This is a genomic window from Methylobacterium sp. FF17, assembly GCF_025813715.1.
GTDB classification, from domain to species: Bacteria; Pseudomonadota; Alphaproteobacteria; order Rhizobiales; family Beijerinckiaceae; genus Methylobacterium; species Methylobacterium flocculans.
In genome coordinates, this window is record NZ_CP107532.1 from 4,622,318 (window position 1) to 4,639,572 (window position 17,255).

The window sequence follows — 17,255 nt, forward strand, 5'->3', positions numbered from 1 at the left end:
GCGCGGAGGCGGCCGCTCAGAGCGTCAGCCCCTCATGGAACAGGTCAGGGGAGATCGGCAGCATGAAGTGCACGCCGATGCCCCCCTCGAAGTAGCGCACCACCCGGCCCGGCGTGCGCCCGACCATCAGGCTCGTGCCGAGGGGCGGGGCCGTGGCGGTGGTGAGGGCGACGCCCGACATGGAGATGTCGATGATGCGGGCGGCGACCTCGCGGCCGCTCTCGAGGCGCAGGACCACGCCGGTCACGTGGGGCGTGAGACGCTCGTGGGTCCGTCCCTCCGGCAGGCCAAGGCTGTCGCGGTTGGCGAGCCAGGTGAGCTGCGAGGCGATCTTGTCGCGCTTGCGCAGGGTGGCGCTGAGCCGGACGGCGAAGCCCCCGGGCAGCAGGCGGGCGATAGTCCCCTCGATCCGCCCGATATGTTCGAGGTAGAGCACGACGCGCTCCTCGATCTCGCCGAGGGCGGCGCAGGTCAGCCGGACGCCGCCCGGGGACATATCCACGGTCTGGCACGGGAATTCCCGGCGATCCGCGAGCATGTAGCGCCCGAGCAGCGAGACCTTGACGCGCTGGTGGCGGCGCAGGTCGGCGGCCCTCGCCTCACGGCTCGGCTTCGGGGCGGGACGGACGGCGGCCTCGATCATGGGGGAGGGACGGCTCACATCGAGGACTCATTCCCCCAATACTAGGAGCCCCAGGTTACGAAAGCTTTGCTCAGCCCTCTCAGGGTGTCCGGAAAAAGCCGTGCTGCGTCCCACCCTGCAACCGGCGGACGACACCTCGCGGTCAGGCCCGGCCGCCCCGGTGGACGAGCAGATGCCCGCGCCGGAGCGGAGCGGTGTCGTTGGCGGGCTCCGGCAGGTTGCGCAGCGTCGCCCCGGCATCGGGGCGACCGGAGGCCGCTTCATGCCCCAACGTTTCGTGACCCAGGACGCGCATGGAGGTCGTCTGGAGGCGCGTGACCGGCCGGATCCCGAGCCAGTGAGGGACGCAAGTCGGACTGAGGGCACCGAGGATGCGCGCCTGGGTCTCGCCGTGGTGGCGCAGGGGCAGCAGCAGCAATTCGAGGTCGATGGCCTCCTCGCGCTCCGTGGTGCCGCGCAGGCCCGCCACCACCCCGACCGTATCGAGGGCCACCGCCTCGACCAGGCGCCAGGGATCGGCGTCGGTGACGCCCCAGATCTCGCCGAAGGCGCGCCCCCGCAACTCGCGCCCGAACAGGGCGCAGACATGGGTACCGGCGAGCCGGACCGATGCCGCCGCACGGGTCATGTCCACCTCCAGGATCAGGCTGTCCGCCAGGAGCGTGCGGATCTCGCCCGGTTCGATCTCGCTGCGCTCGGGCGCGGCACGCTCGCGGCGCAGGCGGTCCCAGTAGCTGTGGAGCATGCGGCTGGTCGGATGCTTCATGGTGTCCCACATTGGCGCGGCCCGGCGATGAACCGTCTCGAATTCGGAATCTTCGACGCGGTTCCGGCCACGCCCGAAGGATCAGGCTCCGTGCGGCGCACAGCCTATGCCGTCCGCCTTTTCCGCGCCCCGTTAAGTTTCAGTCAAGGTTAACGGCTGGGCAGGGTTGTCCACCGTCCGTTTCGGGAAGAGGGCACCACGCCGTGGCCTTCCGCTTTTCCCGCCCCGCACCTCCCGACGCTTTGGGGCCGGAGCATCGCATGAGCCGAGGCGCGTCATTTCTGCGGGCTCCCGCTCTTTCGCCCCGGCGGGGGTTGCCGCCCCGGGTCAGGGGCCGACATGGTGGCGGCATGGATGCCACCCCCGATCCGCCCCGCCGGGACCACGTTCCGATCTTCAACATGCCGGGCGTCGTCACCGCGTCGATCGGCGTGCTCGTCGGCATCCACGGTCTGCGCGAATTCGTGCTGCCGGATACCTGGGACATCACCGCGCTGATCGAACTCGCGCTGATCCCCGGACGCTGGAGCGTCGCCCTCGATCCCGCCCGTGCCGCGGACCTGCTCTCGGCCGCCGCGACCCTGGCCGGCGACCCTGAAGCGGTTCAGGCCCGTCAGGCCTTCGCCCACTACGTGGTGGCCGAGCCCGCCGCGATGCCCTGGACCTTCGCGACCTACGCGCTGCTGCACGGGTCCTGGATGCACGTGATCTTCAACACCATCTGGCTCGCCGCTTTCGGCTCTCCGGTGGCCCGGCGCTACGGTCCCTGGCGCTACGCCCTCGTGGCGCTCGTCGGCGCGGTGGCGGGCGGTATCCTGCACGTCGCCCTCGACCCGCTGAGCACGGCCCCCCTGATCGGCGCCTCGGCCGGGGTTTCCGCCCTGATGGCGGCGGCGGCACGCTTCGTGTTCCGGCCGCCCCCCGTGTACGCCGGTGGCGGCCAGCCCTGGCAGGTGCCCGCCCCGCCGCCCCTCCAGACGATACCGGAACTGATGCGCAACCGCACGGCGGTGGTGTTCCTGGCGATCTGGCTCGCGACGAACTTCCTGTTCGGGGTCATCGCCCTGCCGCTTGGGGCCGAAGCGACGTCGGTGGCGTGGGACGCGCATCTCGGCGGCTTCATCGCGGGCTTCTTCCTGCTGCCGCTGATCGATCGCTACCGGCGCTGAACCACTGCGCCATCCGGGCCAGTCATCTGAATTATGGTGCCGTCTACCCCCAGAGGATATGCGGGATCTTGCCATATGGGCGGGAGGGCCACACTATCAGGCGATGCAGCGCCGGGCGGCGGTCGTTCCCGAGCCCGGCCGCCCAGGCAATCTGAAGACTTAGGAAAGGACCCGCCCATGACCGTTGCCCGCATCCTCGCCGAGAAGGGTCGCTCCGTCGTCACGGTGGAGCCGCAGCGCACCCTCGACGAGGCCATCCACCTTCTGGCCGAGAAGCGCATCGGCGCCGTGGTCGTCAGCGATGCAGAGGGCGCGGTGCGCGGCATCCTCTCCGAACGCGATATCATGCGGGCGCTGGCCGCCAAGGGAGCCAACGCGCTCGACGCTCTGGTCTCCGAGCACATGACGGCCGAGGTCACCACCTGCACCCGTGAGAGCAGCATCGAGGACGTGATGCACCTCATGACCGAGGGCCGATTCCGCCACGTGCCCGTAGTCGAGGCGGGCCGTCTCGCGGGCCTCATCTCCATCGGCGACGTGGTGAAGCGCCGGATCGAGGCCGTCGAGGCCGAACACCAAGCGATGCGCGACTACATCACCATGGCCTGAACGGCGTCAGGTCCGCGCGGCGGCGGCCGCGGCGAGGCTGCGGATCTGCGGCAGGGCGGCGCGCGCCGCCTCGCGGCCGAGGGCGATCCCCTCGGCCGCCCGGTGGAACTCGAATAGGCCCATGCCAGCCAGGCGCGGAACGATGGCGATATCGGGGGGATCGGCGGCGAGGCGTGCCCGCGAGATCCGGTCCTGGGTGATGTTGAACGCGTCGAGCATCACCCGCGCCATGCCGGGGGTGGCGAGGCCGTTTGCCCGCTCGACCTCGGTGACGCGCGGCCCCGGACGGCGCAGAATCCAGCGTCGGGGCCGGCGAGGGACGGGGAGCACGGCCTCAGCCGTGACCCGCGCGGGCGCCGCCTCCCGCACGCCGGCGGTGCGCGGGTCGCCGTTGAGATTCACGCAGATCACGAGGTCGGCCCCGAGGGCCCGCGCGATCGTCACCGGAACCGGGTTGACCAGGGTCCCGTCGAGGAGGAGTCGGCCGCCGCAGCGCACCGGCGGGAAGATGCCCGGCAGGGCGTAGGAGGCGCGCAGGGCTTCCACGAGGCAGCCTCGCGTGAGCCAGACCTCCTCGCCACTGTCGAGGTCGGTGGCGACGCTGGCGAAGCGGATCGGCAGGCCCTCGATGCGGCGATCGGCGAGGTCGTGCTGGAGGCGCCGCTTCAGGCGGTCACCGGCGATGAGGCCGGAGCGGAGCCGAAGGTCGAGGAGGCCCATCACGCTGCGCCGGGTCAGCGACAGGGCGAAGGCCTTGAGCAGGCCGAGTTGGCCCGCCGCGTAGCAGCCCCCCACCACTGCGCCGATGGAGCAGCCCGCCACCACGGCCGGGTGGATGCCGGCCTCCTCCAGCACCTCGATCACCCCGATCTGCGACCAGCCCCGGGCCGAGCCGCCGCCGAGCGCGAGGCCGATGCGGGGACCGGGGGTTGGGGGCGCCGCCACGGGCTCGACGGCACCGGCGGGAAAGCGCGCGCGCGTGGGCGCGACCTGCCGGACCTCGACCCGGGCCGGCCCCGGGGACAGGCCATCCCACATCATCGACACGAAGCGCAGGGACAGGGGACACAGACGTCGCTGCGGGGCCGGACCCGCATCGGACAGGTCCGCATCGCGCCTCGATCAGGCATCGGCGCCCCGTAGGATCACCTGGCCGGTCGCCGGATCGTGCTCGACGCGGCGATAGAAGCAGGCCCGTCGCCCGGTGTGGCAGCAGCCGCCATCTCCGCCGACTTCGACCCGGATCAGCACGGCGTCCTGATCGCAATCGACCCGCATCTCGACCACGCGCTGGACCTGCCCGCTGGTGGCACCCTTGTGCCAGAGTTCGCCGCGCGAGCGCGACCAGTACCAGGCCTCGCCGGTTTCCAGGGTCCGTGCCAGGGACTCGGCGTTCATGTGGGCGAGCATGAGCACCCGCCCATCCGTAGCGTCGACGGCGATGCAGGACACGAGGCCGTGGGCGTCGAAGCGGGGGGTGAAGACCGCCCCTTCCTCGACTTCGGCCCGCGTGCCCGGCGCGGGCAGGACGGTCGTCATCGCAGGCGTCTCAGGACTTGTTGCGCACGAGGGTGAGGAAGCGGACCTGCTCGTTGGCGTCGTTCCGGAACGCGCCCCGGAACTGAGTGGTGATGGTCGAGACGCCGGCTTTCTGGACGCCGCGCATCGCCATGCAGAGATGCTCGGCCTCCACCATCACGGCGATGCCGCGCGGCTTCAGGATGCTCTCGATCACGTCGGCGATCTGCGCCGTCATGGTCTCCTGGGTCTGCAGGCGGCGGGCGAAGGTGTCCACCACGCGGGCGAGCTTCGAGAGGCCGACGACCCCCTTGGTCGGGTAATAGGCGATGTGCGCCAGCCCCATGAAGGGCACCATGTGGTGCTCGCAATGGGAGTAGAACGGGATGTCGCGCACGAGCACGATGTCGGAATAGCCCTCGACCTCCTCGAAGACTCGCTCCAGGAGCGCATCGGCATCCTGGCTGTAGCCGCCGAAGATCTGGCCGTAGGCCTTCACCACCCGCGCCGGGGTGTCGCGCAGGCCCTCGCGGTTCGGGTCGTCGCCGGCCCAGCGCAGGAGCGTACGCACGGCGGCCTCGGCCTCCTCACGGCTCGGGCGGCCGGTGGCGATGGCCTCCGGCACCCGCTGGGCGGACGGAGGAAGGGGCGCGATTTCCGGAACGATCTCGGGCGCGGTGGGTACGGGCAGCTCGGTGGTGCGCGCATTGTCGTTGCGCATTGCGGCGAGGCCACCATTCGGTCGGGTCGGTTCCATCCCGGATTCCTCCGTCTCGGTCAGGCGGTAGGAGAGGGATTTGAGCGCGGCATCCATGGCATCTTCCGCCCGGGCGATCCGGGTCGTCATCGGGTGGCTGTCAGGCTTTGCGTACATCGTCGAACCATGGGGCCGGAGGGCGGCCGATGCCCGGACGGTGCCGTCTGCCGTGGCGCAACCCTGGCCGTGGGCGCGGCCCGGGTCGACGAGCCGCCTCCTCGCGAAACGGTGCGTGGGGGCCTATATCGTCGTTATCGCGCCGTCGCGCAATGCGGCCCGAGCGGATCAGACCTCCGGGATCGGAAGCCGGCTTCGCGTCCGGTCGTCCCGGCGGAACGGCAAGTGGAACGGAATGCCATGCTCGACGACATCTACAACCGTCGCATCCTCGAACTGGCCGCCGACATCCCGCGTCTCGGGCGTCTGGCCGCCCCGGATGCCAGCGCCACCGCGCATTCGAAGCTTTGCGGCTCCACCGTCACGGTGGACCTTGCGGTGGCGGACGGCCGGGTCACCGATTTTGCCCACGAGGTGAAGGCCTGCGCGCTCGGCCAGGCCTCGTCCTCGCTGATGGCACGTCACGTGGTCGGCGCCACGGCCGAAGAATTGCGCGCGGTCCGCGCCGAGATGCGGCGGATGCTCAAGGAAAACGGTCCGGCGCCCGCGGGCGAGTGGGCGGACTTCGCGGTGCTGGAGCCGGTGCGCGACTTCAAGGCCCGTCACGCTTCGACGCTCCTGACCTTCGACGCGGTGGTGGACGCCCTCGACCGAATCGAGGCTGGCGTGGTGGCGGCTGAGTAGGGCATGACATCGAAGCTCCTGCTCCGCCGTTTCGCCCATGGGGCGATCCGGGGCTACCAGCTCACCCTGTCAAGCCTGATCGGGCGGCAGTGCCGACACTGGCCCTCGTGCTCCAGCTACACCGACGAAGCGATCCAGCGACACGGAATCTGGGCCGGGAGCTGGATCGGCTTCTCGCGGATCTGCCGCTGCGGCCCCTTCGGCACCCACGGCATCGATCTCGTGCCGGAGACGCTGCCGGCGCGCGCCGCCTGGTTCAGGCCCTGGACCTATGGGCGCTGGCGAGGCGTCAACGGACCGGAGTCTCAGGCGACCTGCAGGGCCGTGCCGGGATCGACGGGTCCGACCTGAACCCGGTTCCGTCCCTTCTGCTTGGCCCTGTACAGGGCCGCATCGGCGATGGAGATCAGGGTCTGCTGCGGCAGACCGGCATCCGGCACCATCGCGGCGCACCCGATGCTCACGGTGACGCCGAGTCCTCCGGGCGGGCCGCTCGGGAGGCTGATGCGGGCGGCCTCGACCGCAACCCGGATGCGCTCCGCGATCAGGCCGACCCGCTCGGCCTCCGGTCCGCTCAGGATCACGGCGAATTCCTCCCCGCCGTAGCGGAAGGTGGTCGCGGCCGGGCTGCGTATCGTCCGGCCGACGATCCCGGCCACCTCGCGCAGGCACTCGTCGCCGCCGAGATGCCCGTAGGTGTCGTTGAGACGCTTGAAGTTGTCGATGTCGATCATCATCAGGGCGACGGGCGCCTCGGAGAGACCGTTGCGCTGCCAGGCGGCCTCCAGGCGGGCATCGAACGACCGGCGGTTGCCGACGCCGGTCAGTCCATCAGTGTCGGACAGGCTGAGCAGCCTCCGGTTCCACGTGCGCAGACCCTCGGAATGCAGGGTGTCACGCAGGCCCAGGAGGTAGAAGCGGCGCTCGTTGATCTCGTTGCGGAACGCGGCGACGATCAGGTAGGCCGCCATCGAGGCGTTGAGCATGACCGCGAAGAGGCCGCCCCCGAGATCGAAGCCGGGGTGAAGGGCCACCGCGAAGGCCGTGAGGAGCGTGGCGCCGAGCGAAACGATGCCCGCCTGCAGAACCGGAAGCGGCAGGGCGATACTCGCATAGACCATGATCATCGGGATCGCGAAGGCGACCATCACGGCGTTCTGAGCACGCGAGGCCAGCATCAGGCCCAGCATCGCGAGGAGGATCGGGAACAGGAAGGCCGTGCTGGCGACGGTCGCGGGCACGATCCGCCGGTGCATCAGCCAGACCAGAACGAGCAGCGACGGGGTCAGGACCACGAAATCGACGATCATCGTCGGCACGAGGACATCGGGGATGACCAGGGCGTTGATGAAGACGAACAGATCGAACACCATCAGCCCCGAGAGATGGCAGAGGATGTAATGCCGCGTGCGGGCCCGCTCGATCGCGCCCTGATACAGACCTTCGACCGCAGGAGCGAAGTTGATCCTCGTCCAGGGTCGCCGAAGCTCAGCCTCGACCTGGCTGAGCAGCGCTCCGCCCTGATCTGCCTCCTCTTGGTCCGTCATGTTCATTAGATTGATATGCTATCGAAACATGCCAGACCTGCCCGGGAGCAGGTCTGCTCAATCGCCCTTCAGAGCATTTTGCCCTTCAGCCTGATCCAATCATCGCTAGTCCGGCATTTCTTAAAGCCCGTTTATCCGGACCGGTCGATTGCACGCGGACCGCATGAATCCAGTTGAGATCCGACGATGGGCCGCGAACATTCGATCACGATCGCGTGATAGCGCCGAACGAGGCGGCGCCCCCGGACCTCCTCGAAATCCCGGAGACCCGCGTTCCGCCACGGGGTGCGGAGGCCGAGCCAAGGTCTGGATTCAAGGCCTTGGCCCGAAGTCCGGGCGCAAGGCTCAGACCGGCGCCGCGGTGATCCACTTCAGGAACACCAGGGTTCCCGTGACCATGAGCGCGCCGCCGATGCGGGTGGCGATCTGGGCGAAGGGCATCAGCGCCATCCGGTTGGCGGCGGTGAGGATTGCGACATCGCCGGTGCCGCCCTGGCCGCTGTGGCAGGCGTTCACGATAGCGGCCTCGATCGGATACATGCCGAGGCGGCGCCCGACGAGGTAGCCGGTCCCCATCAGGGTGACGACGGTGGCCACGATGGTGATGAGGTTCGGAAGCGTGAAGGCCGCGACCAGCTTGTCCCAGGGCGTCAGCGAGACGCCGATGGCGAAGAGCAGCGGGTAGGTCATGCCGACCTGCACGAACTTGTAGACGATGAAGCCGCCGGCCTGGAGCCGGGGCGAGACCGCGCTGGCGAGCTTGGCCAGCACCGCCAGGAAGAGCATCGCCACGGGGGCGGGCAGGCCGGTGAGGTGGTGGCACATCACGCCGAGGAGATAGAGCGTCACCGCCGTGAGGCCGGCCGCCGCCACGGTGGCGGCGTCGATCGGGCCGGTCTCCGCGGGCCGGGCCGCTTCCATGTCGTTCTCGGTGTCGGGCTGCAGCCGGCCCTCGCCGGTGAGGTGGGGCTTGCGCTTGCCGACCCAGTTGAGGGTGCCGGCCAGGATGATCGCCGTGAGGCTGCCCAGCATCACCGGCGGCAGCACCTGGGCGAAGACGTCGCCCTGCGGGATTCCGAGGATGCCGCCGTAGCCGATGGAGAGGGGAATCGCGCCCTCGCCGACGCCGCCGGCCATGATCGGCACGACGATGAAGAAGAATGTGTGGTGCGCCCCGAGCCCGAGCAGCGTGCCCACCAGGGTGCCGACGCAAGCGGCCGCCAGGGAGCCGAGGCCGAGGGGCACGAAGATCTTGAGGAAGCCCTTGATCAGCACCGCCCGGTCCATGCCCAGGATGCTGCCGACGATGATCGCCGCGATGTAGAGATAGAGGAAGTTGGTGAATTTGGTGAAATCCGTGATCGCCTTGACGATCGGCCCCGGGATCAGCGCGTAGTAGACCAGCGCGGAGGGGATGAAGGTGGCGAAGATCGCCCCCGCCCCGATCTGGCGCAGCACCGGCAGGCGCTTGCCGATCTCCGCGCAGGTGAAGCCGCCGAGCACCAGGACGGCGATCATCGTCGGCGCATCGGCCTTGATCTCGCCCTCGGCGGTCAGCACCCAGAGCAGGCCCACCAGGATCAGGTAGACCGGCAGCGGGATGATGCCGATCTGGATGTCGACGAGGCGCCACCAGCCCTGCGGCCAGAACCGCGCAGCCTGTCCGCCCGGCCGGGGCGCCGTCGTGCTGCCCGCGATGCCCTCGGGATGTGCCGTCTGTGCTGGGCTCGGCATGAGCGTGTCTCCCGGCGAAAGCCCTTCGCCCCGTCAGGACCGGACTTTTCGGCTGTGGCGTGGATTTTTTCTTGCTCTCGACCGTGCGCGCGAGCGCGGCCACGGGCCAGCATCAGTCGCCTCGCGCCCACGTTGTCAATTGATCGGCCGCTACCGCGAGACGCGGTGATTGAGGATCCTCGAGAATTGTCAGGCCCGAGGGCGGACCGGGACCGCCTGCGGTTTCGCGTTCCTTCGCGCCGCGAATGGGTCTAAACGGCCCGGCGCGGCGCCGCGTCGGCGGTCGCCCCGATCCCGTCCCGCCCAACCCGCCCCCGCTTACCTGCCGCGTACGCAGGAGTGAGCCTCCCAGGAGCCCACCGGCCATGCCGACCCTGACCTTCCCCGACGGCAACACCCGCAGCTACGAGGCCGCGATCACCGGACGCGCCATCGTCGAGGGTATCGCCAAGTCGCTGGCCAAGCGCACCGTCGCGATGGCGCTGGACGGCACCGTGCGCGACCTCGACGACCTCGTGGAGCAGGATGCCCGCATCGAGTTCCTCGACCGCACCGACCCGCGCAGCCTGGAGCTGATCCGGCACGATTGCGCCCACGTGCTGGCCGAGGCGGTGCAGGCCCTGTGGCCGGGCACGCAGGTCACCATCGGGCCGGTGATCGAGAACGGCTTCTACTACGACTTTGCCAAGGACGAGCCCTTCACGCCGGAGGACTTCCCGAAGATCGAGGCGAAGATGCGCGAGTTGATCGCGCGCGACGCCCCCTTCACGAAGGAGGTCTGGAAGCGCGACGACATCCGGGCGCTCTTCGCGGAGAAGGGTGAGACCTACAAGGTCGAGCTGGTCGATGCGATCCCGCCGGGCGAGGACCTCAAGGTCTACCGGCAGGGCGACTGGTTCGACCTCTGCCGTGGCCCGCACATGACCTCGACGGGCAAGGTCGGCACCGCCTTCAAGCTGATGAAGGTGGCGGGCGCCTATTGGCGGGGCGATTCCAACAACCCGATGCTGACCCGCATCTACGGCACCGCCTGGGCCACCAAGGAGGACCTCGACGCCTACCTGCACCGCCTGGAGGAGGCCGAGCGCCGCGACCACCGGCGCCTGGGGCGCGAGATGGACCTGTTCCACTTCCAGGAGGAGGGGCCGGGCGTCGTGTTCTGGCACGCCAAGGGCTGGACCGTGTTCCAGGAGCTGATCGCCTACATGCGCCGGCGCCTGCGTGGCGACTACCAAGAAGTCAACGCCCCCCAGATCCTCGACAAGGCCCTGTGGGAGACCTCCGGCCACTGGGGCTGGTACCGGGAGAACATGTTCGCGGCCCAGAGCGCCGGCGACGAGGCCGAGGACAAGCGCTGGTTCGCGTTGAAGCCGATGAACTGCCCCGGGCACGTGATGATCTTCAAGCACGGCCTGAAGTCCTACCGCGATCTGCCGCTGCGCATGGCCGAATTCGGCGTGGTCCACCGCTACGAACCGTCGGGGGCCATGCACGGCCTGATGCGGGTGCGCGGCTTCACCCAGGACGACGCGCACATCTTCTGCACCGAGGACCAGCTGGCCGACGAGTGCCTCAAGATCAACGACCTGATCCTCTCCACCTACGCCGATTTCGGCTTCGGCGAGATCGTGGTGAAGCTCTCGACCCGCCCCGAGAAGCGGGTCGGTTCGGACGCGCTCTGGGACCATGCCGAGGAGGTCATGACCCGGGTGCTGGCCCAGATCGAGGAGCAGTCGGCCGGGCGGATCAGGACCGCGATCAACCCGGGGGAGGGCGCCTTCTACGGGCCGAAATTCGAGTACGTGCTGCGCGACGCCATCGGGCGCGACTGGCAGTGCGGCACCACGCAGGTCGACTTCAACTTGCCGGAGCGCTTCGGCGCCTTCTACGTCGACGCCGAGAGCGGCAAGAAGCCGCCCGTCATGGTCCACCGCGCCATCTGCGGCTCGCTGGAGCGGTTCACGGGGATCCTGATCGAGCACTTCGCCGGGCATTTCCCGCTCTGGCTGGCGCCGGTGCAGGTGGTGGTCGCCACCATCACGGGGGATGCCGACCCCTATGCGCGCGAGGTGGTCGCCGCCGCGACGCGCCTCGGGCTGCGGGTGGAGTCGGACCTGCGCAACGAGAAGATCAACTACAAGGTCCGCGAGCACTCCCTGGCCAAGGTTCCGGTGATGCTGGTGGTGGGCCGCAAGGAGGGCGAGGAGCGCACGGTCTCGGTGCGGCGGCTGGGCAGCCAGCACACCCGCACCGGCGGGCTCGACGAGACCCTGGCCGCCCTGGTGGCGGAGGCCACCGCCCCGGATCGCATTCGCGCGGAGGCGGTGGCCGAGGGCGTGCCGAGCGAAGATGTCGCCCTGGACGCGAAGCACGGCGAAGCCCCGACGCCCTGATTCGGTGCATCATCCGGCACGGGCGGCTGCATCAGGCGGCGCATGGGACCGCATCGCGGGCCCGGATGCGCCGCATCGCGGTGTAAAACTCCCGCGGCGCGGCTTGCGCGGTGCCGGTCCGCCGGTGACCCGCGGTCAGCTCGCCTTGGCGAGGACCTCGACGTCGCGGTTCAGGCCGCTCTCGACCTTGAACTCGCGGGTGTAGACCTGCCCGTCGTGGCGGGCGATGAGGACGTAGTCGCCCTCCGCCAGGGTGACCTGCGGGAAGGCGCCGATGGCCTCGCGGATGGTGTCGCCGCCCGGCGTCAGCACCGAGAAGGCGGTGCCGGCGAAGGCCTCGGCGCCCTCGGCGGCGACCAGCTTCAGGGTCAGGGTGGCGGCCCGGTGGTTGAGGGTGGCGTCCGTGACCTTGCCGTTCTCCACCTTGAGGTCGGCGCGCTGGATCGCGTTGGAGCCGCCATAGGTCGAGACCACGTGATAGGTGCCCTCGGGCAGGCGCAGGAGTTCCCCCGCCTTGACGCCGCTGCGCACGAGGCGGCCCTCGGAGTTCGTCCCGATCGGCACGAAGACCGAGAAGGCGAGCTGGTCGGGGCTCAGCTTCACGTCGCCGATGGCGCCCGAGAGCCGGAGCGCGCCGGCATTGACCTTGAGCTGCTCGGAGACGGGCTGGCCCGCCATCACCACGCGGCGCGAGGCGCTGGCGAAGCCGTAGGTCACGGTGGCGACGTAGGTGCCCGGCGCCAGGGTGAAGCTCGGCTCGGCGGCCTCCGAACGGGCGACGATGCCGGGCCGGGCGTCCGCCCGGTCCTCGTAGACCCGCCAGGCCAGCCCCGAGCGCAGGGGCTTGTCGCCGCCCGCGAACACCGCCGCGAGGGTCAGGGCCGCGCTCGCCTCATTCGGCAGCGGCGGCACGCCCGGCCCGGACATCCCGGAAGACGGCAGGGCGGGGGCAGGCATGGCAGGGGAAGGCATGGCGGGAGAAGGCATGGAGGGCGAGGGGAGATTGGGCCCGATCCGGTTCTGGAAGCCGCCATCCTGGGCGCCGGCGGGCGCGACGAGGCGCAGGAGGGCGCAGCACGCGAGGGCAGCGCCGCCCGGAAGGCTCGATCCGTTCCCCGCCCGCGCCATTCCGCACTCTCCCCGCATCCCGTCCGGCGTTGCCAATCCGCGCCCGGCGCGCCATGTCTGGTCCGCGCCCGGCGCGCCATGTCTGGTCCGCGCCCGGCGCACCCTGTCTCGTCCGCGCCCGGCGCGACATGTCTCGACCGGTCCCCGCCTCTGGCGCCGGACCATGGCGGCGGCAAGGCCGCGATGGCAAGCTCTCGACGCCGAGCGCGCGGCGGCAGGGCCCGAAGGACGGCGCCGCCCCGTCCCCCTCTCCGATCCTGTCCCGGGGTTTCCATGAACGCCACCCTCGACCTCCTGCGCACCCGCCGCTCCGTCCCGCCGCTCCGCCTGGAGGAGCCGGGGCCGAATCCCGCCGAACTCGACGCGATCCTGGCGATCGCCGCGCGGGTGCCGGACCACGGCAAGCTCGCGCCCTGGCGCTTCCTGGTGATCGCCGGGGAGGCCCGCAGCCGGGTCGGCGCGATCATCGCGCAGGCCTATGCCGACGACCATCCGGAGGCCGACGCCGCCCGCCTCGCGCTGGAGGGCAACCGCCTCGCGCTGGCGCCCCTGGTGGTGGCGGTGGTCTCGCGGGCCGGGCCGCACGTGAAGATCCCCGAATGGGAGCAGGTGCTCTCGGCGGGCGCGGTGGCGATGAACCTCGTCGTGGCGGCCAACGCCTCCGGGTTCGCCACCGCCTGGCTCACCGAGTGGTTCGCCTATGACCGGCGCATCCTCGACGCGCTCGGCCTGGAGCCGAGCGAGCGTCTGGCGGGCTTCATCCATGTGGGGCGCGCGGGGGAGGTGCCGCCCGACCGGCCCCGCCCGGACCTCGCCGACATCGTCACCCGGCTCTGAGGGCGCCATGCATTACGATTCCGAGAACCGGACGCTGCCCCACAATCCCCTGAAGGCCCTGGTGGCCCCGCGCCCGATCGGCTGGATCAGCGCCATGGACCGGACGGGGGCGGTGAACCTCGCGCCCTATTCCTACTTCAACCTCGTGGCGGCCGGCCCCGACATGGTCATGTTCTCCTCGTCGGGGCGCAAGGACGCGATGACCTTCGCGGAGGAGGGCGGCGAGTTCGTCTGCAACGTCGCGACCTTCGACCTGCGCGAGGCGGTGAACGCCACCTCGGCCCCGCTGCCCCGGGGCCAGAGCGAGTTCGCCCATGCGGGGCTGACCCCGGCGCCGTCGCGCAAGGTCCGCCCGCCCCGCGTCGCCGAATCGCCGGCCGCCGTGGAATGCAAGTGGCTCCAGACGGTGCCGCTCACCCCCCTCGACGGCAGCGACGCCTCGCATTTCCTGGTGATCGGGCAGGTGGTCTCGATCTACATCGACGACCGCTTCATCAGGGACGGCCTCGTCGATACCGGCGCCATGCGGCCGATCCTGCGCGGCGGCGCCTTCGACTACTTCACCGCCGAGTCCGAGACCCGGTTCGAACTGCGCCGGCCGAAGGGCGGGGGCGGGTAGGGGGCCACGCACCCGAGGCAGGGCGATCGCAGATCCGGACCTGCTGGTTGAAAACCCCCTTGCAGCACCCCGTCATCCCGGGGCCGCGCAGCGGAGCCCGGGATCCAGAAACACAGGGGGTGCCGGACTTGCGCACCCTCGCGTCCCCTCTCCCGAAGGAGAGGGCCCCGTCTTTGTCGTCCCGACCCTGCGAACCCGTCGACGGGACGCCGTATCACCCATGTGATTGACGGTTTGCCGCAGGCCCGCGACCTTGGGCCTCGCCTGAGACTCGGGCTTGGGCCCCGCGCCCGGGACTTCCGGCGCCCAGGCCCAGGAGCCGCCATGCCAGACCCCGCCCGGTTCGACCCCGCCCGGGCGATGAAGCGCCAGCGGGTGCTCGCCGATTTCGGCGAGTTCGCCCTGGGCAGCGAGGACCTGGACCACGTGCTCACCGAGGCCTGCCGCCTCGTCGCGGACGCCCTCGGGACCGACCGGGCCAAGATCCTGGAACGGGAGACGCCGGAACTCGCGATCCCGGCACGGGAGAGCCAGCAGCTTCAGGAGCAGGGCCCGAGCCTGCTGGTGCGGGCCGGCGTCGGATGGGGGCCGGGCATCGTCGGCACGCTGCGCCTGCCCGGAGTTCCGGGTTTCCTGGGCGCGCGTTCCCCCGAGCCCTTGGCGATCCGGGCGGGCCGGGAGACGGGCGTCGAGATCCCCGAGGCCACGATCCCCGAAGCCATGATCCCCGAAGTCATGAGGGCGGCCGGCGTGGTCGCCCTCGCCAGCGTGCCGATCCGCATGCCCGGAGGGGACATCTACGGCCTGCTCCAGGTGGACGCGACCGAACCCCGCGACTTCGACCGGGAGGACACCGAGTTCCTGCGCACCTACGCCGCCATCCTGGGGCCGGTGATCGACCGCCTGCGCAAGGCGAGCACCCTGCGCTTCACGGAGGAGCGCTTCCGCCTCGTGGTCGAGAACGCCCGCGACTACGCCATCTTCACCACCGATCCCGCGGACCGGATCACCGACTGGTACGCGGGCGCGCAGGCCGTGTACGGCTGGACGGCCGAGGAGGCCATCGGCCAGCCCGCCGCCCTCGTGTTCACGCCGGAGGACCGGGCGGCCCAGGTGGACGCGCGGGAGATCGAGGCGGCCCGCCGCGAGGGCTCGGTGCCGAACGTGCGCTGGCACCTGCGCAAGGACGGGACGCGCGTGTTCATCGACGGGACCACCACGACCCTGCGGGCGGCGGACGGCACCCTGCGCGGCTTCCTCAAGATCGGTCAGGACGTCACGGAGCGGCGCGAGGCCGAGGAGGCCCGGCGCGAGAGCGAGGCGCGCCTCACGCAGTTCGGCGAGGCCTCCTCCGACGTGCTCTGGATGCGCGACGCCGTGACCTTCCAGTGGATGTATCTCACCCTGGCCTTCGAGACGATCTACGGCCTCGACCGGGCGACCGCGCTGGCGGGCGACAACATGACGAGCTGGATCGCGCTGATCCTGCCCGAGGACCGCGAAGGCGCCGTCGCGAGCCTCCGGCGGGTGAGGGCGGGGGAGCACGTCACCTTCGAGTACCGCGTCCGGCGGCCCAGCGACGGGCAGATCCGCTGGGTGCGCGACACGGATTTTCCGATGCGGGACGCCGCCGGCACGGTGCGCTGGATCGGCGGCATCGGCCGGGACATCTCGGAGGAGAAGGCCACGGCCGAGCACATGAGCGTGCTGGTCGCCGAGCTGCAGCACCGCACCCGCAACCTCATGGGCCTCGTGCGGGCCACCGCCGACAAGACCCTGCGCAACAGCACGGATCTGGCGGATTTCGAGGCGCGCTACACGACGCGCCTCGCGGCGCTGGCCCGCGTGCAGGGCATGCTCTCCCGCCTCGGCGAGGGCGAGCGCATCACCTTCGACGCGCTGATCCGCAGCGAGGTCTCCGCCCTCGACGGGGATGCCGGCAAGGTCCTGCTGCGGGGGCCGCCCGGCGTGGCCCTGCGCTCCTCGACCCTGCAGATCTTCGCGCTGGCCCTGCACGAACTCGCCACGAACGCGGTCAAGCACGGGGCCTTCGCGCAGCCCCGGGGGCGCCTCGAGATCCGCTGGCGCATGGAGACGGCGGAGCCGGGAGGCGAGCCCTGGCTGCACGTGGACTGGCGCGAGCGCGGCGTCCGCATGGGGGCGGGGGAGGGGGCCCGGCCGAGCGGCGCCGGCCGCGAGCTGATCGAGCGGGCCCTGCCCTACCAGCTCGGCGCCCGCACCACCTACGCGATGGAAGCCGACGGCGTTCACTGCACCATCGCCCTGCCGGTTTCGGGCCATATGAGGACGGGGAGGACGGACAATGCCTGACGGGACGCTCCAGGGACGCCGCATCCTCGTCGCCGAGGACGAGTACTTCCTCGCCGACGAGCTCCACGGCGCGCTGCGGGGGGCGGGCGCGGCGATGCTCGGCCCCGTCGCCTCCGTGCGCAACGGGCTCCACCTCCTGGCGACCGGCCCGGCGCCCGACGCCGCGAGCCTCGACGTGAACCTCGGCGGCGAGGGCGTCTACCCCCTCGCCGATGCGCTCATCGCCCGCGCCGTGCCGTTCGTGTTCACCACCGGCTACGACCAGGCGGCCATCCCGAAGCAGTACGCGCAGATCCGCCGCCTGGAGAAGCCGGTGGAGCCCGAGACCGTGCTCGCGGCGCTGGCGGCGCTCCTGACGGGGTGAGCCAAGGCCCGATCCGGCGAGGCCCAATCCGACAAGGCC

17 protein-coding genes are annotated in these 17,255 nt (G+C 70.7%); 9 read left to right on the forward strand and 8 right to left on the reverse strand.

The features are described 5' to 3' along the window. Positions 1–16: 16 nt before the first annotated feature. Both OF380_RS22160 and OF380_RS22165 read right to left on the reverse strand, forming a co-directional pair. On the reverse strand, positions 17–643 hold the full coding sequence (locus tag OF380_RS22160) for a PilZ domain-containing protein (RefSeq protein ID WP_264051443.1): 627 nt from the start codon (positions 641–643) through the stop codon (positions 17–19). A gap of 142 nt (positions 644–785) precedes the next feature. Beyond that, positions 786–1,409, reverse strand: coding sequence for a PAS domain-containing protein (locus OF380_RS22165; protein WP_264047646.1), 624 nt, complete (start codon positions 1,407–1,409; stop codon positions 786–788). Between the two features lie 350 nt (positions 1,410–1,759). Here OF380_RS22165 and OF380_RS22170 point away from each other — a divergent pair, with 350 nt between their 5' ends. Further along, positions 1,760–2,578: a rhomboid family intramembrane serine protease gene (locus OF380_RS22170; protein ID WP_264047648.1), complete on the forward strand. Its 819-nt coding sequence runs from the start codon at positions 1,760–1,762 to the stop codon at positions 2,576–2,578. Between the two features lie 177 nt (positions 2,579–2,755). Beyond that, positions 2,756–3,187, forward strand: coding sequence for a CBS domain-containing protein (locus OF380_RS22175; RefSeq protein ID WP_264047649.1), 432 nt, complete (start codon positions 2,756–2,758; stop codon positions 3,185–3,187). 6 nt (positions 3,188–3,193) lie between these two features. Here OF380_RS22175 and OF380_RS22180 read toward each other — a convergent pair whose 3' ends face one another. The 3 genes from OF380_RS22180 to folE all read right to left on the reverse strand — a co-directional run bounded on the left by OF380_RS22180 (position 3,194) and on the right by folE (position 5,579). Beyond that, positions 3,194–4,228, reverse strand: coding sequence for a patatin-like phospholipase family protein (locus tag OF380_RS22180; protein ID WP_264047651.1), 1,035 nt, complete (start codon positions 4,226–4,228; stop codon positions 3,194–3,196). Positions 4,229–4,309: 81 nt separating this feature from the next. Next, a complete protein-coding gene (gene hisI / locus OF380_RS22185; RefSeq protein ID WP_264047653.1) occupies positions 4,310–4,726 on the reverse strand; it encodes a phosphoribosyl-AMP cyclohydrolase in 417 nt (138 codons plus the stop codon). A gap of 10 nt (positions 4,727–4,736) precedes the next feature. After that, complete coding sequence (gene folE / locus OF380_RS22190; protein ID WP_264047655.1) at positions 4,737–5,579, reverse strand: GTP cyclohydrolase I FolE; 843 nt, start codon at positions 5,577–5,579, stop codon at positions 4,737–4,739. A 240-nt stretch (positions 5,580–5,819) separates the two neighbouring features. Between folE and OF380_RS22195 the strand changes: the two genes are divergently transcribed. After that, the gene (locus OF380_RS22195; protein WP_264047657.1) at positions 5,820–6,263 is read left to right on the forward strand and encodes an iron-sulfur cluster assembly scaffold protein; all 444 of its coding nucleotides are present in this window, start codon (positions 5,820–5,822) and stop codon (positions 6,261–6,263) included. 18 nt (positions 6,264–6,281) lie between these two features. Next, positions 6,282–6,614, forward strand: coding sequence for a membrane protein insertion efficiency factor YidD (yidD, locus tag OF380_RS22200; RefSeq protein ID WP_264051444.1), 333 nt, complete (start codon positions 6,282–6,284; stop codon positions 6,612–6,614). Here yidD and OF380_RS22205 read toward each other — a convergent pair. Both OF380_RS22205 and OF380_RS22210 read right to left on the reverse strand, forming a co-directional pair. Next, complete coding sequence (locus OF380_RS22205; protein WP_264047659.1) at positions 6,569–7,810, reverse strand: GGDEF domain-containing protein; 1,242 nt, start codon at positions 7,808–7,810, stop codon at positions 6,569–6,571. The genes yidD and OF380_RS22205 overlap by 46 nt on opposite strands. A gap of 345 nt (positions 7,811–8,155) precedes the next feature. Next, positions 8,156–9,544 carry a 2-hydroxycarboxylate transporter family protein gene (locus tag OF380_RS22210; protein WP_264047661.1) on the reverse strand — a complete coding sequence of 463 codons (1,389 nt, stop codon included), beginning with the start codon at positions 9,542–9,544 and terminating at the stop codon, positions 8,156–8,158. Between the two features lie 365 nt (positions 9,545–9,909). Between OF380_RS22210 and thrS the strand changes: the two genes are divergently transcribed. Further along, a complete protein-coding gene (thrS, locus tag OF380_RS22215) occupies positions 9,910–11,937 on the forward strand; it encodes a threonine--tRNA ligase (protein WP_264047663.1) in 2,028 nt (675 codons plus the stop codon). Between the two features lie 135 nt (positions 11,938–12,072). Here thrS and OF380_RS22220 read toward each other — a convergent pair whose 3' ends face one another. Further along, positions 12,073–12,924 carry a hypothetical protein gene (locus tag OF380_RS22220; protein ID WP_404810627.1) on the reverse strand — a complete coding sequence of 284 codons (852 nt, stop codon included), beginning with the start codon at positions 12,922–12,924 and terminating at the stop codon, positions 12,073–12,075. Positions 12,925–13,338: 414 nt separating this feature from the next. Here OF380_RS22220 and OF380_RS22225 point away from each other — a divergent pair, with 414 nt between their 5' ends. The 4 genes from OF380_RS22225 (at position 13,339) to OF380_RS22240 (ending at position 17,216) form a co-directional block, all read left to right on the forward strand. Beyond that, a complete protein-coding gene (locus OF380_RS22225) occupies positions 13,339–13,902 on the forward strand; it encodes a nitroreductase family protein (protein WP_264047667.1) in 564 nt (187 codons plus the stop codon). 7 nt (positions 13,903–13,909) lie between these two features. Further along, positions 13,910–14,521 carry a flavin reductase family protein gene (locus tag OF380_RS22230; RefSeq protein ID WP_264047668.1) on the forward strand — a complete coding sequence of 204 codons (612 nt, stop codon included), beginning with the start codon at positions 13,910–13,912 and terminating at the stop codon, positions 14,519–14,521. Between the two features lie 324 nt (positions 14,522–14,845). Then, complete coding sequence (locus tag OF380_RS22235; RefSeq protein ID WP_264047670.1) at positions 14,846–16,852, forward strand: PAS domain S-box protein; 2,007 nt, start codon at positions 14,846–14,848, stop codon at positions 16,850–16,852. Next, positions 16,845–17,216: a response regulator gene (locus OF380_RS22240; protein WP_264047672.1), complete on the forward strand. Its 372-nt coding sequence runs from the start codon at positions 16,845–16,847 to the stop codon at positions 17,214–17,216. The genes OF380_RS22235 and OF380_RS22240 overlap by 8 nt, the downstream gene beginning before the upstream one ends. Positions 17,217–17,255 lie beyond the last annotated feature (39 nt).

Coding starts and splice junctions, on each gene's coding strand:
- thrS (WP_264047663.1), top strand. CDS start 9,910: ATGCCGACCCTGACCTTCCCCGACGGCAACACCCGCAGCTACGAGGCC.
- OF380_RS22210 (WP_264047661.1), bottom strand. CDS start 9,544: ATGCCGAGCCCAGCACAGACGGCACATCCCGAGGGCATCGCGGGCAGC.
- folE (WP_264047655.1), bottom strand. CDS start 5,579: ATGTACGCAAAGCCTGACAGCCACCCGATGACGACCCGGATCGCCCGG.
- OF380_RS22160 (WP_264051443.1), bottom strand. CDS start 643: ATGATCGAGGCCGCCGTCCGTCCCGCCCCGAAGCCGAGCCGTGAGGCG.
- OF380_RS22235 (WP_264047670.1), top strand. CDS start 14,846: ATGCCAGACCCCGCCCGGTTCGACCCCGCCCGGGCGATGAAGCGCCAG.
- OF380_RS22225 (WP_264047667.1), top strand. CDS start 13,339: ATGAACGCCACCCTCGACCTCCTGCGCACCCGCCGCTCCGTCCCGCCG.
- OF380_RS22220 (WP_404810627.1), bottom strand. CDS start 12,924: ATGCCTTCTCCCGCCATGCCTTCCCCTGCCATGCCTGCCCCCGCCCTG.
- OF380_RS22240 (WP_264047672.1), top strand. CDS start 16,845: ATGCCTGACGGGACGCTCCAGGGACGCCGCATCCTCGTCGCCGAGGAC.
- OF380_RS22170 (WP_264047648.1), top strand. CDS start 1,760: ATGGATGCCACCCCCGATCCGCCCCGCCGGGACCACGTTCCGATCTTC.
- hisI (WP_264047653.1), bottom strand. CDS start 4,726: ATGACGACCGTCCTGCCCGCGCCGGGCACGCGGGCCGAAGTCGAGGAA.
- OF380_RS22230 (WP_264047668.1), top strand. CDS start 13,910: ATGCATTACGATTCCGAGAACCGGACGCTGCCCCACAATCCCCTGAAG.
- OF380_RS22165 (WP_264047646.1), bottom strand. CDS start 1,409: ATGAAGCATCCGACCAGCCGCATGCTCCACAGCTACTGGGACCGCCTG.
- OF380_RS22180 (WP_264047651.1), bottom strand. CDS start 4,228: ATGATGTGGGATGGCCTGTCCCCGGGGCCGGCCCGGGTCGAGGTCCGG.
- OF380_RS22205 (WP_264047659.1), bottom strand. CDS start 7,810: ATGACGGACCAAGAGGAGGCAGATCAGGGCGGAGCGCTGCTCAGCCAG.
- OF380_RS22195 (WP_264047657.1), top strand. CDS start 5,820: ATGCTCGACGACATCTACAACCGTCGCATCCTCGAACTGGCCGCCGAC.
- OF380_RS22175 (WP_264047649.1), top strand. CDS start 2,756: ATGACCGTTGCCCGCATCCTCGCCGAGAAGGGTCGCTCCGTCGTCACG.